17 protein-coding genes and 3 pseudogenes are annotated in these 16552 nt (G+C 41.3%); 2 read left to right on the forward strand and 18 right to left on the reverse strand.

The features are described 5' to 3' along the window. Positions 1-92: 92 nt before the first annotated feature. The 15 genes and pseudogenes from AC58P7_RS22535 to AC58P7_RS22605 all read right to left on the reverse strand — a co-directional run bounded on the left by AC58P7_RS22535 (position 93) and on the right by AC58P7_RS22605 (position 10884). A complete protein-coding gene (locus AC58P7_RS22535) occupies positions 93-878 on the reverse strand; it encodes a response regulator transcription factor (RefSeq protein ID WP_497346843.1) in 786 nt (261 codons plus the stop codon). Continuing rightward, positions 853-2535 carry a sensor histidine kinase gene (locus AC58P7_RS22540; RefSeq protein WP_497346845.1) on the reverse strand — a complete coding sequence of 561 codons (1683 nt, stop codon included), beginning with the start codon at positions 2533-2535 and terminating at the stop codon, positions 853-855. The genes AC58P7_RS22535 and AC58P7_RS22540 overlap by 26 nt, the downstream gene beginning before the upstream one ends. Before the next feature lie 255 nt (positions 2536-2790). Beyond that, positions 2791-3420 (reverse strand): GerAB/ArcD/ProY family transporter, encoded by a 630-nt coding sequence (locus AC58P7_RS22545; protein ID WP_497346907.1) that lies wholly within the window; start codon positions 3418-3420, stop codon positions 2791-2793. A gap of 9 nt (positions 3421-3429) precedes the next feature. Then, positions 3430-3591, reverse strand: a complete 162-nt coding sequence (locus AC58P7_RS22550; RefSeq protein WP_497346846.1) for a hypothetical protein — start codon at positions 3589-3591, stop codon at positions 3430-3432. Positions 3592-3643: 52 nt separating this feature from the next. Then, positions 3644-4744 carry a GerAB/ArcD/ProY family transporter gene (locus tag AC58P7_RS22555; RefSeq protein ID WP_497346848.1) on the reverse strand — a complete coding sequence of 367 codons (1101 nt, stop codon included), beginning with the start codon at positions 4742-4744 and terminating at the stop codon, positions 3644-3646. Positions 4745-4761: 17 nt separating this feature from the next. Next, complete coding sequence (locus tag AC58P7_RS22560; RefSeq protein WP_497346850.1) at positions 4762-4986, reverse strand: hypothetical protein; 225 nt, start codon at positions 4984-4986, stop codon at positions 4762-4764. Beyond that, positions 4986-6191: a Ger(x)C family spore germination protein gene (locus AC58P7_RS22565; protein ID WP_497346852.1), complete on the reverse strand. Its 1206-nt coding sequence runs from the start codon at positions 6189-6191 to the stop codon at positions 4986-4988. Before AC58P7_RS22565 ends, AC58P7_RS22560 begins: the two co-directional genes overlap by 1 nt. Positions 6192-6216: 25 nt before the next feature. Further along, entirely contained in the window at positions 6217-7776 is a 1560-nt protein-coding gene (locus AC58P7_RS22570) for a spore germination protein (protein ID WP_497346854.1), read from the reverse strand. Positions 7777-8030: 254 nt separating this feature from the next. Beyond that, positions 8031-8297: pseudogene (locus AC58P7_RS22575) on the reverse strand (ATP-binding cassette domain-containing protein); the annotation flags it as partial. Positions 8298-8484: 187 nt separating this feature from the next. Next, complete coding sequence (locus AC58P7_RS22580; RefSeq protein WP_497346856.1) at positions 8485-8724, reverse strand: family 1 glycosylhydrolase; 240 nt, start codon at positions 8722-8724, stop codon at positions 8485-8487. Between the two features lie 26 nt (positions 8725-8750). Continuing rightward, positions 8751-8795: pseudogene (locus tag AC58P7_RS22585) on the reverse strand (hypothetical protein); the annotation flags it as partial. Between the two features lie 17 nt (positions 8796-8812). After that, positions 8813-8923 (reverse strand): annotated as a pseudogene (locus AC58P7_RS22590) (carbohydrate ABC transporter permease); the annotation flags it as partial. 333 nt (positions 8924-9256) lie between these two features. Continuing rightward, positions 9257-9922, reverse strand: coding sequence for a GDSL-type esterase/lipase family protein (locus AC58P7_RS22595; protein WP_497346858.1), 666 nt, complete (start codon positions 9920-9922; stop codon positions 9257-9259). A 224-nt stretch (positions 9923-10146) separates the two neighbouring features. Continuing rightward, positions 10147-10602: an alpha/beta hydrolase family protein gene (locus AC58P7_RS22600; protein ID WP_497346860.1), complete on the reverse strand. Its 456-nt coding sequence runs from the start codon at positions 10600-10602 to the stop codon at positions 10147-10149. Positions 10603-10650: 48 nt separating this feature from the next. After that, positions 10651-10884, reverse strand: coding sequence for a hypothetical protein (locus AC58P7_RS22605; RefSeq protein ID WP_497346862.1), 234 nt, complete (start codon positions 10882-10884; stop codon positions 10651-10653). A 397-nt stretch (positions 10885-11281) separates the two neighbouring features. Here AC58P7_RS22605 and AC58P7_RS22610 point away from each other — a divergent pair, with 397 nt between their 5' ends. After that, positions 11282-12217, forward strand: a complete 936-nt coding sequence (locus AC58P7_RS22610; RefSeq protein WP_497346864.1) for an AraC family transcriptional regulator — start codon at positions 11282-11284, stop codon at positions 12215-12217. 853 nt (positions 12218-13070) lie between these two features. Here the strand turns inward: AC58P7_RS22610 and AC58P7_RS22615 are convergent. The 3 genes from AC58P7_RS22615 to AC58P7_RS22625 all read right to left on the reverse strand — a co-directional run bounded on the left by AC58P7_RS22615 (position 13071) and on the right by AC58P7_RS22625 (position 14794). Then, the gene (locus AC58P7_RS22615) at positions 13071-13385 is read right to left on the reverse strand and encodes an ATP-dependent DNA ligase (RefSeq protein WP_497346866.1); all 315 of its coding nucleotides are present in this window, start codon (positions 13383-13385) and stop codon (positions 13071-13073) included. A 380-nt stretch (positions 13386-13765) separates the two neighbouring features. Next, positions 13766-13939 (reverse strand): hypothetical protein, encoded by a 174-nt coding sequence (locus AC58P7_RS22620; protein WP_497346868.1) that lies wholly within the window; start codon positions 13937-13939, stop codon positions 13766-13768. A 621-nt stretch (positions 13940-14560) separates the two neighbouring features. After that, positions 14561-14794 carry a response regulator gene (locus AC58P7_RS22625; RefSeq protein WP_497346869.1) on the reverse strand — a complete coding sequence of 78 codons (234 nt, stop codon included), beginning with the start codon at positions 14792-14794 and terminating at the stop codon, positions 14561-14563. Between the two features lie 426 nt (positions 14795-15220). Between AC58P7_RS22625 and AC58P7_RS22630 the strand changes: the two genes are divergently transcribed. Then, positions 15221-16180: a GerAB/ArcD/ProY family transporter gene (locus tag AC58P7_RS22630; protein ID WP_497346871.1), complete on the forward strand. Its 960-nt coding sequence runs from the start codon at positions 15221-15223 to the stop codon at positions 16178-16180. The last annotated feature ends 372 nt before the right edge of the window (positions 16181-16552 follow it).

Below are 16552 nucleotides of genomic sequence, written 5' to 3' on the forward strand. Positions count from 1 at the left end.
TAACGATCAGGAAAAATACCAATATTCTCAGTTCTGCAGAAGATTCGTTCCGTTCTGTATTATTGCCTCTAAGGGAAAAAAAATCCCCGCCGTCATAGGCGAGGATTGTGAAGATTGGAACGATACTCTTTGGGAGTTACCCCTTCAAGCTCGTGAAATACTTTTGTAAAATATTTTGCCGTTTGGTAGCCGACTTTTTCGGCGATCGTATAAATTTTAAGATCGGTTTGAGCCAGCAGCCGTTTGCCTTCCAATATTCTTCGCTTTGTCATAAATTCGCTAAAGGTGATTCCCGTTTCATCTTTAAATAAGGTGCTTAGATAATTCGGGTTTAAATGTACAGCCGCGGCAACATTCTGAATGCCGATCGGTTCCTGAAGATGCTGTTCAATATACTCAATCGCGCTTAATATCGATGTGTTTGTCGTCCCGCGATCCCACTTTTCCAGCCATTCCCCTTCGCTCTGTACAATTTTTCGGCCAAGCAAGTCCTTTCGCTTTTCCCGGCCAGTAGCTAATCCTCGCTGCACAGCTTCAACAAGCTGCAGCGGATTTATCGGCTTCAGCACGTAATCTACGACCCCGAACACCAGTGCAGAACGGACATATTCGAAATCGGAATGACCTGATAATACGATGACTGCGACTTGTATGCCACGCCTGTGAATCTCTTCGAGCAATTCGATTCCGCTCATGACGGGCATACGGATGTCGGTGACAATCAGTGCAAACTCCATTGATTCCATTAAAGATAGTGCCTCTTGACCATTCGAGGCTGTGACATAGTCAAACTCGTGCGAATTCCATTTCTGCAATGACCGCAGAATCCCTTTGCTTGTAAGGGGCTCATCCTCAACGATCAATATTTTCCGTATCATTCGAAGACTCCTCCTTACGATAATAGGGTAAAGTTAAAATAACCCGTGTTCCATTCTGGGCATCGCTATCGATCGACACCCCATACTCCTTACCATACATCAGTTTGATTCTTTGATGCACGTTGGAAAGACCTATCCCGAAAAGCACTGTAGAATCCGAAGCCTCTGGCGTTTCCAAATGCCTGCGAATAAGTTCAAGGCGATCCGGAGGAATTCCTCGGCCGTTATTCCAAACAGCGATTTGCAGCGTATCACCTGGTGATTCCACGGACATGCTAACAATGCCTTGTCCATTGTTTTCCTCCACTCCATGATAGACGGCATTTTCGACCACGGGTTGGAGAAGAAGCCTTGGTACCCGATAGCCTCCGATAGCAGCTCTAACCTCGAGCGCATATGTCAAACGCTCCTGAAACCTTAGCTGCATAATCGTCAAGTATCGCTCTACGTGCCTGATTTCTTCCGAGAGAAATTCGGTATCGCTTTTGGACGAACGGCCGGACGTATATCGGAACAACTCGGACAAGGAAAGAATCAAATTCGCCGATTCGTCGTCATCCTTGTTGCGCAGATGCCAGTTCAAGGCTTCCAAGGTATTAAACAAAAAATGGGGATGGATTTGTGCCTGCAGTGCTTTGATCTTTGATATATTGCTTAAACGCTCTTTCTCGTATACTTCATCGATAAGAAATTGGATGCGTGCCACCATCTTGTTATACGTCCGGTTTAATTCATTTATTTCGCGATTAAAATATGAGGCAAGATTCGTTTGAAATTCTCCCTTTTTCGAATCGATCATGACTTTCCGCAAATGATTCAACGGACGGGTAATCAACAAGGAAAGTATGATGGACAAAACCAGCGCCATCACTCCTCCTATCCCTGCTGCTACATAAAGTACGTTACGAAGGAGTTCAACAGGGCGCTCGATCTTCTCGACCGGAACTAGGCCGACCAGCGTCCATCCGGTCACATCCGAAGTATGTACCTTCGGATAGTACCTCCCGCCCTCCCAAGCAACTACCTTCCTGTTTTTCAAATCGTCAAGGCTCAGTCCGATCTTGTAAGGGGCGGGGGTTATTAATGTGCGGCTTTCGTCGTATACGAGATAAATAAAATCATTTTGATTCTGAAAAGCATTCTGGATTTGAAAGATGTTCTTTTTAACACGAAACAGCAAATAGCCCCCTTGTGTCCAATCTTCCAGCAAACGCACGTGCCGCAAAGCTATAAGTTCATCGTTGCGTTGCGAATTGTGCAGCCAAATCGTCCGATTCGGGTTTGCCCGGGCGTTCTGTACCGTCTCTTCGCCGGTCATCTCCTTCACCGTTCGATCGAAGATCGGAAATAACGCTCTGCCTTGTTCGTCGTATAACTCAGCGACACTCACAACCTTGGAAAAGATGAGTTGCCGATTCAGTACATTACGTAGAGTGAGACGTTCATCTAAAGGTATATTGAGATCAAGCTTCGCCACAGCAAGCATTCGCTGTACCTCTGTATCCAATACGATTCTTTGGAATGTCTCATCGATTCGGGCAAGCTCCGCATCCAAATTTTTCGAAGCGAGCAAGGTGCTCTCAAGTACGTATGACTCAGCGCTCTCCTTCGCGTTCGCGGAAAGCAACGGATATGCAATCGTTGCTGTAATGGACATAATAAGCATCACAACAACCAGAAATCCGACCAGGATCTGACTTCGGGTGGAATGCAGATTCCTGGTTATCCTATACCACCATGAAGGTCTGAATTGATCTACCATTTGCTCATCTCCGTTATGCAAAGATATTCGGTATCTTATCAAACCTCGATGGCGTTTGCAATTCTAATTGACTAGCTGTATATTCGTCTTTTGATTCTGTTACAACGCTATTCGGTTGTAGTTGAATGATAATTCGGTTCTGACCACCATTTACCGGTACCTTTTTTTCAAGGTATCCACCAAGAGTAATAGAGTGGGTATTATATTGTTCATCATCAATGCAGCAAAAGGCCATACGAATGTTGTGTTTACATGTTCTACCGAACTATTTCTGTAATAAATCAACACAAGAATTGAAAGCGATATAGTTATCGGAAATATAGCGGGACGGTAACTCGAAAGCCCAAAAATCCGTCTCACACACTCACATAAAGCTATCAAGAAAACACTGACCTTCAAAAAAAACCAGAATGTCCAGAGAATGATAACAGCAGGTTCTAAACGGGTTATGAAGCCCCCTACTTCTATGTATCGAATCGTATCGAAATAGGGATAATTCAATCGGGAAGTTAGTGGTCCCATAACTAGCAAAGATTGAAAAACAATGGTTAGCGAAATCAATACAACACCTGCGAGGGCCAGAAAACTTTGTTTTCGCGCCTGCTCCTTCTGCTGTAAAAAAGGAAGCACGAATCCCAGTACAACTACTTCCCCATAAAAAAATGAAGGAACAGCGGCATCTTGTATCACAGGAATGATACCGTTTTCGAATGAGGGAAGCATCTGGTTTACATTCATATCCGGAATGGATAATCCAAACAATATTAGGGTCGCCAGTATGTTGAGAGGTTAATCAGCGATTGGCTTGCCAGGATATCGATTAGCAAGAGCAGTCATTACGAGGATTCCCCACACGCCAGTAGCGGAAGCAACGATTACGGACATCCAGCCATCTTGTTTAGCAAATGCTGATGTGGATGCAGGAATAATTAAGATTTCAGTTGCAATCAATAATGGAAATAAAAAAGTTCTTAATTGTATTGAACCGTGATTGCTTCTTTTTTCATGATGTATTCTTCTTTCTTGATGCTTTCTTCCGCAAAGAATCTACAATCAAAAAAAGAGTCGGAATCAAATTATTCATCGCCAATGAAGCAACTGGCCAGACGAAGGTCGTGTCCTCAAATGCTGCCGCGCTATTTTTGCTATAGAACAACACCATGAGAGAAAGCAGCAAAATGAGCGGAAAAATAACAGCTCGGTGATTCGAAAGCCCTAAGAGCCGTTTTAAGCAATGACAAAGAGCCAACAAGAATACACTAACTTTCAAAAAAACCCAAAACGTCCAAAGAAGGATCACAATAGGCTCTACACGGGTTAATAATCCGCCTATTTGTATATACCGTATCGTATCAAAGTAAGGATAATTCAATTTAGGAGTAAGAGGTCCGAGCACCATCAAGGATTGAAGTACAACGGTGACAGATATCAAAATGACTCCGGCGAGAGCCAGAATACTTTGTTTTCGCGCCTTCTCCCTTTGATGCAAAAAAGGAAGCACAAATCCGATGACAACGATTTCCCCGTAAAAAAACGAAGGCACGGCAGCACCCTGAATCACAGGAACGATACCGGTTTCAAATATGGGTAGTAAGTGATTCACATTCATATCCGGAATCGACAATCCAAATAAAACAAAGGTTACCAATATGTTAAGAGGCACAATCATTTGAGCACACCGCGCAATGACCTCAATCCCTGCATTCGCAGCCAATCCGCACATAGCAAACAACAATAGTACGAGGACTAATGGAGGTGTTTTCGGCAGGGCCATTGAAGAAATAAATGTCGCATGCAGCAACACGGTTCCCGAAGCAATCAGAGCGAATATATATGAAGCATAGCAAGTCCATAAGATTCCGAGCCATTTGCCGATAATATCGAAGCTATAATCCGCCATCGTCTTGTCCGGATAACGATTAGCAAGGGTTGTCATCACAAGGATTCCCCAAATTCCTGTTACGGAAGCGACAATAACGGATATCCAGCCGTCTTGCTTTGCAAATCCCGATGTCGACGCGGGAACGATCAAGATTTCGGTAGCAATTAATAAAGGGAATAATAAAGTTCTTAATTGCTTAACCGTAATTTTCTCAATTCTCATGGGATTTCCTTCTTTCTCTATTTCTTCAAAAGCTTGCGCCCTATTGACTCAAACAACACCCTGAGCGGAATCATTGGACTTGGAATCTCGATTCCCGTGAGCAGCAGGGATCCGATTATCGTAGTGAAAGCAAAAATTCCCACGCTTAACCAGGCTTCTCTACGAAGCTGCGCTTTCAGCAATGAACCCATATAATAGCAAGAGGTCACGATCATAAAGAGAATGAATGCAATGATTTTCATTACTTCTTTTTCACATCCTCTTCATTTAAATGCAAGGGAGCTCCGGTCAAACCAGTGCGGACTACTGTAACTTTGGTTTCCACATTGATTTGGATCATAGGGAACGTTGTTTCCCATTGATCTTGCAACTTTTTCCATTGCTTGACATGAGATTTGTGAATTTCCTGTCCAAATCCAAAAATATCCGCTTGCAATTCATTCTGCGCCTTGGTAATCGTCTCTTTAATCGTTGTATTAAGTGAAGTCTTGATCGCATCCTCTACCTTATTCACATTTTTGACTTGAGTCAGATCCATGTTCGTATTGTTTTCACGTAAGGCGCCTTTAGCCACAAACTTCAGGTTGACGATAACTTGATCTCCCTTAACCTCCGTATTTATTTGACGAACCGCATGAGATACCTCCATGCTTATATTCCCTTCTTTGGGGATATGTGCTATAACCTTGTCATATTTCACTTTTCCGGTAATCCAACGCAATCCCCGCATCTCATCATCATTCAGATATCCCGAAAGCTTATAGTTTTTAATTACGGCGGCACCGGATAAGCTAAGTACTTCCTTTCCGGATTGACTTTTGTCTTTCTCCGGATGCGGTCTGCCATTTATTTGAGCGGGAACCACATTGAGCACCCCCATAACCGGTACAATGCCTACAGTGGATGTACTAATGAATAAATCGCGAAGCGTCTCATCTATACCTGTACCCGACTCTTCCATCTTCCGAACCGCGTCGGCAGGTAATTGTTCGATGGGAGAATCCACGCCAAGAAGTTCTCCTGCTTGTCTATCTTTGGTAATCAAAACATAAGTCCGAAGCCGGCTGTCCGGATCTCGGCTAAAATGGTCAAGCAGATCCTTAATCCCTCGCTTAGCCAATCTTTCACCGATAAGAAGCACCCTCCGATGAGAGGCGAATATGGTTCGGGACAGCTTCTCTTGAAGTTGGCCGATCATTTCATGATTATTTTTGCCCTCCGCAGATAGAACGATATAGTTATTCTTTTGGCTATCGCTGCCCGATTCCATTTTCCCTCCAGAGGGTTTGGGGATTTGAACAGTTCCGACGAACTTACCACCTTCCGCTGCATCCAAAGCCGTCATCATGACAAGTGCGAGATCATTAACCTCTTTCCTGTCCCAACACCCTGTGATGAAAAGGAGAGAGGAAAGCAGCATATGGACGAAAAATCTGTTTGCCTTCATGTGTCCCCTATCCTTTCCTTTTCGTTCATGGCTTAGGTTTCTGCTTCCATGGAACTCGCAACGGACGCTTTTTCCCCGTAGTAAACGGGCGTAGATTCATATCCCACCAAGGTACACGTACAAACACGTCTTTTAAGCTTGAGAGGGTCAGAGGCGCCACTGGAGATAAGTAGGGGACGCCAAATGAACGTAAGCAGCACAGATGAAGAAGTACAGCAATCAGCCCAATCGATATCCCGAATAAACCCAAAGTTCCAGCCAATAGAATCATTGGAAAGCGAAGCATCCGGAAAGCAGTACCGAAACTGATCCGTGGAATCGTGAATGAGGCAATACCTGTAATGGATACCACAATAACCATCGCCGCCGATACGATACCGGCTTGAACCGCAGCTTGCCCGATTACTAGCGCACCTACAATGCTAATCGCTTGGCCGACCTGCTTGGGCAGCCGAATGCCCGCTTCTCTCAGCGCTTCGAATACAATTTCCATCATTAGCGCTTCGACTAATGCCGGAAACGGCACCTTTTCCCGCGAGGAGGCAATGCTGAGCAGCAAGTCAGTGGGCAGCATTGCCTGGTGGTAAGTGGTAATTGCCACATATAAAGAAGGCATTAACAGAACCATAACCATGCAAATTAGGCGTAAAATGCGTATTACTGACGCGATCCAAAAACGGTCATAATAATCCTCATTCGCACTTATTGATTCCCAGAACATCACAGGAACGATCAGTACAAAAGGCGTGTTATCCACCAAAATGGCTATTTTTCCCTCTAACAGGTTGGCGACCACAACATCCGGACGCTCTGTATTATGTACGGTTGGAAATGGAGACCACGGCGCGTCTTCAATAAATTCTTCAATATAAGATGACTCCAAAATCCCATCTATTTGGATACGGCTAAGGCGCTTGCGCACTTCATCTATGAGATCCTCATCCGCAATACCTTCCACATAAGAGATTACCACTTCCGTCGAAGAGATTTCCCCAATTTTGAGCGACTCCATCTTTAAAAGAGGTGTCTTTAGTTTTCTGCGCAGCATACTCGTACTAGTCCGGAGGTTTTCATTAAAACCTTCCCTCGGCCCGCGGATTACCGCTTCTGTGGATGGCTCCTCAATGCTTCTAGTCTGCCATCCATGTATCTCCATAAGCAGACCGACAGTCTGCCCTTCAACCAATAAGACTGCCGCGCCACTTAGAATGCTATCTACAACATCACTCAAGGCATCCGTGCGTTTGATTCGACCCACAATCACGACTTGTTCTTCCAAGATTGTAATGGGATCTGAGTCGCTTAAATCAGTTTCTCTTGTCTGTAATAGCGGTTGTAATACCATATTTTCCAGGTGCTGTATATCTACAAGACCTTCTACATAAATCAAAACAGCCCTGACATTGCCATAAATGCGAATCGTGCGATACATAACATCCGAACAATGAATAAGGAGCCGATTCAAATACTGTTCATTTTGTATCAATTCAGCACTGATGGAATTTGTTTCTTCAACGATTGAAGTAAAATGGGGAGAAATCGTTGTCATCTTCGAACGATTTAATAACTTTTTTAAATAATCCATCGAAAGTTGCCCCCAGAAGTAAACATACAAACAAAATTATTTTCATATTTTGCTCGATAAATCCATTATTATACAAAAATAACTAAGTGGGAAAGTCAAAGTGGACTAGAAGCACGCTGAATACTTACAGGAATTGGAATTTGCGCTGCATTGTAAGACAAACTATTCCGCTCTACTGCCCTTAATGCCTCTGTCTAAGTGTATAAACAATAAACCGGTACCCCAAATCGGAGTCCCGGTCTTCATTATTACAACTATCCAACTTCACTCAACCGCCCATCCCGAAAATGCACAATCTGCTTCGCCTGCTGGGCAATCAATAAGTCATGCGTAATCAAAACAATCGTCCGACCTTGTGTATTTAATCTCTTTAATATGTTTAAAATCTCCACACCTGTCTTCGAATCTAACGCTCCCGTAGGCTCATCCGCCAAAATAATCGAAGGATCTCGTGCCAACGTTCGCGCAATAGCAACACGCTGCCACTGTCCCGTTACGAGCCAGCTTACCGAAGAAGGCTTTTGCTTGAATTGCCCCGCGATATCTAGTAGGGCTACATTGAACATTGTGGCATTCATTACCGAGAAAAAGAGGACGAAACAAAGAGCCTACACCAATCGGCCACTCACAGCCGCTTCTTCGCTACTTGATTTTATTGCTTCTTGCTGTATCATACTCACTCCACTTTCCGTTGTAAAAGTAACCATTTTAACAGAATTGGCGTTTGTAAAAATCGAGCCCCTTCGTATTTACCTTCCCAGTCCCTTCCGGAATGACACGCGGCCACAAGAAGGAGAAGAGATACGTTTCGAGACCCAATTGTTTCATATGGGCAATATCTTCGGGATAACGATTGTAATGGTCGCATGCCACATTGCCGGGAATATCCTTCCACACTTTACCGGGCTTTTGAGAGAATGTATCCCATATCGAAGGACCTTTATCCATGCTACTTCTATTTGGTAGGCGCTGGTGGCAACCCCCCATTGAAAATGCTGTGGAAATTGAATATGTTTCATCTCGCCATCTACCTCCTAAAACACTTTCTGTCAGTAATGTAGATTAATCCATAGAACCAGTCGTTCCAATACAGAATTTTATAAAAAAGACCAACTGTCGCTAGCAACGGCGTGGAAAGCGGCAACACGAAGATGCTTTCCTGTTTCATACTATCAGAATTCGCTCATGCCTGCTTTCAGAATTCCGTCAACATCTTTAAGTATTAATTTGTTTTACACCGCAATTTAGGTCCGTTCCTACGGCTAAGGATATAAGTTCCGTCAGAGGATATATGTTCTTATCCTTCACTTTGGACAAGGACATAAATCATTTAAAGACAAGAACATACATGTTCAGTGTGTTGGGGATGGCAAAGGCAGAATCCATGTCGTTGATACAGTGGATAGATCAAGATTTGTTCAGCAGCCCCGGAATTATAAGACCCAAAACGTATACTTGATAAAATCCTGTTTCTCAGTTTTTACAAATACTTCTGGAGCTCCTCTTTTACGATCTCGTAACCCTTGACAGTCAAATGAAGGCCGTCATACGAATAATCCTTACGTAATTGTCCTGTCTCATCAATCAACTTTGCAAAGATGTCGATATAAGTCAATTTGTTGTTTGTCGCTATTTCACGAATGTCATTATTTATCCGTTGGATATCCTCATTGGTACGGTTACCTACCACTGGAAATGGGGTTATATTTACAAATTCGCTTCTATTTACCGGGTATATGGATTGAATATATAATTCTATTTCCGGCAGTACGTGCTTAATGCTTAAACTTATTTCCTCGATATTTCGGACGATCTCTCCTGGTTCTTTACCTTCCCCCAGGTCGTTCGTTCCGATCAACAAAAACACTTTTTGCGGCTCCAAATTGAATACTTCATCCTTCAGTTTATTTAAAACACCACTAGAAGTATCGCCGTTAATGCCTCTGTTGTATATAGGCTTATCACATTGGAGCATTTCATGAATGGGGAAACCCTCAGTAATGGAATCTCCTACAAACACGACTCCCCCTTTTTGGGCACGTTGATTTAACTCTGTGAAAGAGGCTAGCCGTTGATTTCGGTTAAATTCTAAAAAAGCTTTTGCAATATCAATATTGAATTGGCTTCCCATACTGTTTTCGCTCATCTTAATACCTCCACTTTCATTAGTTCCTTACCTAATTGGTCCATATCTTCTAAGGATAGTACTTACTCCCTCATTCTTCTTAAAACGCTTTTACAAGTGTCGAGGAGACTTAGAAAAATACGTCTATCGCCCTTATGAACGTATTTCTAGCTTTTTTAATCCAAGAAGCATACCTCGCCCTAGCCAAATGAGCTAGCGCAAGGTATGCCCGTAACTAAACTCTGCTAAGTAAGATGAGTTCGGAAAAATTGTTCGATCATTTCAAAAACACGTAACGTTTTCAGTGTCGTTTGTTCTGACATGTTTTTATTGATGCTACGCATCATAACATAGGGTGGATTCTCCCTATCGTCCAAATCGCTTTGATTCAGAAACCCATGACCAAAACCTTCTATTAAAGCTAATGCAACTTCGTTTCCGTGAGTTCTAAGCGATTCGTATAGTAATGTGCTTTGGTGTGCCGGCACAGCCACATCTTCTGTTCCGTGCAGGATTAGAAAGGGCGGGGCACCACCACGGACGTAAGTAATCGGATTTGCTTCCTTCACCAGTTCTGGGCAAGTAAGTATGGGGGCACCAAGCAACAACGATTCCGGTGAATCTGGAGCCGCAGAACTTTTCAAGTTTATCTTTAAACGATTAGATTCCTCATCATACGAGGTGTTCTCCGTATTTAGCATCCAATCAATACCCAGGTACGCCTTCGTCCAAATGATACAGAAGTTCTATCACTGACATAGCCCCCCCAAATATATAGCAAAGATTCCAACAAATGCTCCAACCCCAGATGCAAGACCAAAATTAGCAGTTACATTTGCAGGATCAATTTCCAAAAATTTAAACGTCAATAGTAATGCAATCGGAATCACAATGGCTACGTAATATCCAAAATATCCAAAACAGATACCTGTAATTAATCGTCCATATGAGGTGGTGACTTTATTTAATACTTGTCTCTCCATATTTCCCCTTCTTTCCTAATCTAGTAAATTAAATGTTTTATTTTTATTATCGAAACGCTTTCATATTTAATCTGAGAATGAAAAACGTCGGAATTATTCGCCAAAAATCCACCAAATTTTAATCAGCTTTTGCAAACGGTACTTGCTTGATATTTCTCTGAAAAAACCGCTCAAACGGTTGTCCGGTGCTCTTAGGAAAAACCTCCTTTGAAAAAAATGACATATTCAAACTATTATTTTTCTATTATAGAAAGCGCTTTAAAGCAATGATACACAAATTACACACATATATATATAACAAAAATATTGAACTTTTTTATCATATTCAAACCACTCGATTTGTGGCATAATGTTATGGAAATGTTCATTCTACGAACATTAGAAAGGGACATGCAAAGTGGATACAAAAGATTTAAATCAATACTTATTTACTTTGAACGATATTGAACAAGAGGCTCTCAAAGATCCAAGTATGCCTAGATTTTTCTCGGAAAAATCCTTTATTAATATTGCTCAGGATGACTTATTTTTAAAGCCGGATCAAAAAATTGCATTTTTGAAACATCCTCGATATATGTTAACCCCTGAACACAAGCATGATTTTCTGGAAATCAATTATGTATATGCCGGAAGCTATGTCCAAACCATTAACGGTAAGCAGGTAACCCTCAAAGAAGGTGAATTCTGCTTACTGGATACTAACGTGGTACACACCATCGAAGCAGCTGGAGAAGGAGACATTATCATCAATTGTATGATGAGAAAGAACTACTTTGATTCCGATTTATTACGCCGTTTGCAAGGCAATCATCTGATATCTGAATTCATTATTAACGCGATTTATAAAAATAAAGAATATAACCAATACATTCTTTTCCATACAGGTGAAAGTGTAAAGATTAAGCATATAATGAATGAAATTCTTTGTGAATATTTCGATCCTGGCATTTGTTCGATTGAAATCATAAATAGTTATGTAATGATATTGTTTTCGGAATTGTTGCGAGTATATAAAGCAACCAATGAAACTAACAAAAGTCTGAGTGTGGAGAAAGTCCTTATCACAGATATATTGCTCTACTTAGAACAAAACTATTCCTCCGTAACCCTTACTTCTGCAGCACAGTATTTCCGTTTTCATCCCAACTATTTAAGTAGACTGCTAAAAAATCATATAGGCATGTCTTTCATCTTAGAGAACACTCAAGTTCCCATTGCAAAAATAGCTCAGGAGGTCGGAATCTCGAATATGAATACCTTTTATGAATTGTTTCAAAGTGGTTTTGGCCTAACACCAAGAGAGTATCGATTAATCAAACAAAAAAATGGTTGATTGTTAAGCTTTCTTCAGAAAATATATATATAAGTTGAACTTAAGTTTTCCTTGTTAATTAGGTAGGATTTTCAAACTCTGCCCGTCGAATAAGAATGTATTACTTATTGAGACGGGTGATGTAAGACGACCACGTTCGATTCACATTTGAATTGAAAGTTTAACAACCTGCTTAGAGTAAAAACATGTCGAATATGTATAAAGAAGAGCGAACGTCTAACATGGTAAAACACTCCATTTCCGAGGTGCAGAATCGAAATGACAATAAAAATGACGGTCAAACTGCCAACAGTTTTGACACGTCATTTTTTTCTTTAATATCAAGCTTTTATAAACTCGAGATACGGCTAAGAAAATAAGGTCTGTTGATACCATTAGAAAGTTGTTACTTTTTTTGTCTGGAACCGAAAACTTTATTTAGAAAAGCTTTCCGTTCTACTTTTTAACTGTGCTCGTTTTCCAATCAAAACGACCACTGGGATGGCTCGGAAGGTGTACTGTTACCATTGCAGCCCGTGATGAGGAGGAGAGTAAAAACAAAAAGAAAAAGAAGTTGTCTAGTCAAACTTTTAGTCCCTCCTTGCATATGGCACATATATCAAAAAGACTGAAATCACCACTTCCACATTCGGTGATTTCAGTCTTTTTTTATGTTCAAATAACGAATTCCAAGAAAACAGGTGATCGAAGTCTTTCGTTTTTGGTCCAGTTTCTTGTCTTAATCCTGGCCATGATCCGCGGTTCCATGTGAGCAAAATTCTTGTCTTCCTTAAATACTAAACGTTTCTTCACTCCATCTAGCACTTTTTTGTCGATTGGTGATACACCTGACTCAATAATCCCGACAGCGAACTTAGGCAAAATTATTTTTTTTATTACCAGAAATGTATACTTCCGCGTAGGTCCAATTAATCACCTTTTGCCATTGGATCGAGCATTTTTCTATTTCGTATTTGGAATGCTCTTTTTTGGATTTAATGATTCCCTCAAGACCCCGCCCACGAACTTGCTCAAAATAATCAACCGCATTCCCCTCAAAAACTTTAACTTTTTTATAGTTCTCATTTTCATTAAAAGCCTGATCCAATAGTTCTTTACGCTTGAGTAAGCTAAGGCCCGTTACGTCAATTCCTTTATATCGAAAAATGTCAAAAGCACAAAAGACCACAGATTTCTTATTCTATTTCATAAAAAGCCTCACAGACATCGCTTCAAAGTCTGGTTTCCTTTGATCATCCATCACGATCAATTCACGTCAAGAATGGTTCCTTCAGGCACAGGACAATTCAATAACTCAGGAAATTTATGCGTAATCAAGTCATTGTGTCTCGTATACACATACAGTTTATCCATATTGGAAATAATACACCGTAAACCATCTAATTTTAATTCTGCTATATGATTCTTACTGTAAATGACTCTTCTGACTAATGGAACTTGAAGGAATTGTTCTTTAATACTCAGCAGGTGTAACAGAATCTATCCTCGATCTTGTACAAGAATGTTAGAAAAACACTAAATGCAGGCAATCAACTCGATGAAGTAGACTCAAGTTTTGTTGCTCTTAATTTTAAGTTTTACTATTTCAAAGGCTTCCATTTGATTGTTGTTATCCAATTCTCTAAAGGCACTAATTAACTCTTTTTCTAGAGTACTAAGCTCAAATATAGATCCTACATGATTCGATATATTTTGACTCTCAGTGTTTAATAACCACTCCATAGAACATCCAAATTTCAAATGTATAGAAACCACAGTTTCTACGGAAGGATTACATTTCCCAGATTCTATAAACTACCCTGTGAAACTCCTATTAACTTGGCAAATTCAATTTGATTAAGGTTATGTATTTTTCTTAGTCTTCTTACGTTATCCCCAATAACTTTCAAAAAAATCCCTCCAAATGGATACGAATTATGACAAGAGTTATTACAGAGAATTTCAAGATGATTTTTCTAAGTAATTTTCAGCCTCATGTAACTATCTCCAAAAAATCCAACTTAAAAAAATATAAAAAATCCCGATGTATCAAGGCTTTGAGCCACATCGGGACTGACATAGTTGTGACAAATCTACGTTCCAAATCGATGACAAACTATATTACAAACGGTGACAAAGTGAATTACAACTCACATTGAGTAACTCCCGACTGTCCGACACCATTGCTTTGATTCGTAACGTCTGTTCATTGAATTGTTTTATGTTCTCCGATGTTTGTCGGAACGCGGTTAGCTTACGCTCGATTTCCCCTAATTTAAGAGGCTTCAGCACATACCCTTGTACCCCCACTTCAATGGCTTCCTGTGCAAATTCGAATTCATTCTAGCCGCTGATGATCAGAATCTAAATTTCTTGATGTATCGATTTAGCTGCGGCAGCGAGCTCGATACCGTTCATGCCGGGCATGGATACATCGGTTATCAGCACATCGATTTTACTGCCTTGAAGTAGAGAGATTGCCGATTCGCCTGTTTCCGCGGTAAGTGGAATGGTGAAACCGAGATTCGTCCAAGGGATATGCCGTATTAGCCCCTGAACATGAGATGGCTCGTCATCCACAATAAGTGCTTGCAGCAAGATTATCCCTCCTTTTTAAGGTTCGGCTTGTCCGTACAGGCGGGCAACTCGATCGTGACAACCGTCCCTGCCTCAGGCGCACTTTCGATCCTCAGTTTACCGGCGTCGCCAAAATATAAATAAAGACGTTCGCTTACATTAACCAAAACATGGTCAGGACCCAGTTCCCCGTGAATAAACCCATACTTCGTTCTAGGTTTAATTCTGATTCAAGCTCATACAAAGTATCGAGGATTCAGGCCAGGCATACAACGAGGGCGAAATCATCCGGTTTGACAAAAGCAGAAATCACCAACCATTTTAGCAAATGTGTTAGGATCGAACATGCTTTTCCATTTTTCCATGCTACATCGACAACTCCATCCTTGTGGATAAATGTGGATAAAATAGGGGAATGTAAACTACGCATAAAGGTTGTGAAAAAAAGTGCAATCCAGCGAGAAAATATCCGGAAATCAGTTAAGCTTACTTTTTTTCACCTTTATTGTTTCTACTCTCATTTTATCCGTACCCGGAATTATGGTATCTTTCGCCAAGCAGAATGCCTGGATATCTATTTTTCCAGCTTCGCTTACGGGAGTTGTGAACATCTGGGTATTGACCGCTCTGTCCAAACGTTATCCCGGTCAATCGATCATGCAGTATACTGTCGAGATTTGTGGAAACTGTGCGGGCAAAATTGTAGGATTTTATTTGACTTATTATTTGTTTCTCTTTATTTGCAACTCTTTATACCAACATGCCGGGTTTATTAAAACCAACCTCCTGATGAATACTCCCTCTCTGGCACTGATGGTCTCCATGTTGTTTTTGTGCTGCCTAGACGTAATGGCAGGAGTCGAAGCTATCGCTAGGAGCAATGAAGTGATTGTTCTCATTATCATCGTCCTGCTGATCCCTATCTTCTTTTTTTCTATCCGAGATATTGATCTGGCTCACTTGACCCCTTTTTTAGCTGAGGGACTATTTCCAGTACTTATGGGTGCAGTGGTTCCGTCCGCGTGTATGAGCCAGTTAATTGGAATGTACATCCTCCTCCCGTATGCCAAAAATAGTAGGCGTTCACCCAATAGAGTGAACGCCTACTTATTTCAAAACTTACTTTATTTGTGGGAACTTCTCGGCGGCCATCATCACGACAACCGAGATTCCGAAGCTCCGGTGAGCAACCCAACTCACCCAATCATGGTCTTTTTCATGCGTCATCTTTGGTCTAGTCACAGGAACAGCTGTATATTCCGCCGCCCGCCTGAATATGAAGTCCTTTTTTGCCAGTTTGCAAGCCGATCGGAAAGCTTCGTGTATAATAACATTGTGTCAAAAAATCCAAATAGGATCTACTATGTTGTAAAGTCCAAAAAACAAATTGGGAGGCGTGTAGAATGAACAACCGTAGGGATACCGAGTGGACGCATCTTGCCATCTGATCAAGTTAAACATATCATTTGTATTATGACTTGCAGTCAATACTGTCGAAGAATTGATCCGTCACATTGATATCAAACATAGTTAATCGCAGTCTGTTACTATGCAATCCTGACCCGGAAGTCTGTCTGATGTGGCCTTGGAGAAAAATCTCTTTTCGATATTCTCACGCATCTTAAGTTATTTGCCTAAAACGACGATTGGCTGTTTGGACAACACGTATGCTTATTTGGGTCAATGCTCATTTGGGTCACATTCGGTTGATTTTGCATGACTCAAGTAATTAAAATAATAAGGCCGGCCAGCCGGAATATAATACACGCTCCCGACGAT

The sequence above is a fragment of the Paenibacillus sp. J22FR5 genome (assembly GCF_059691975.1).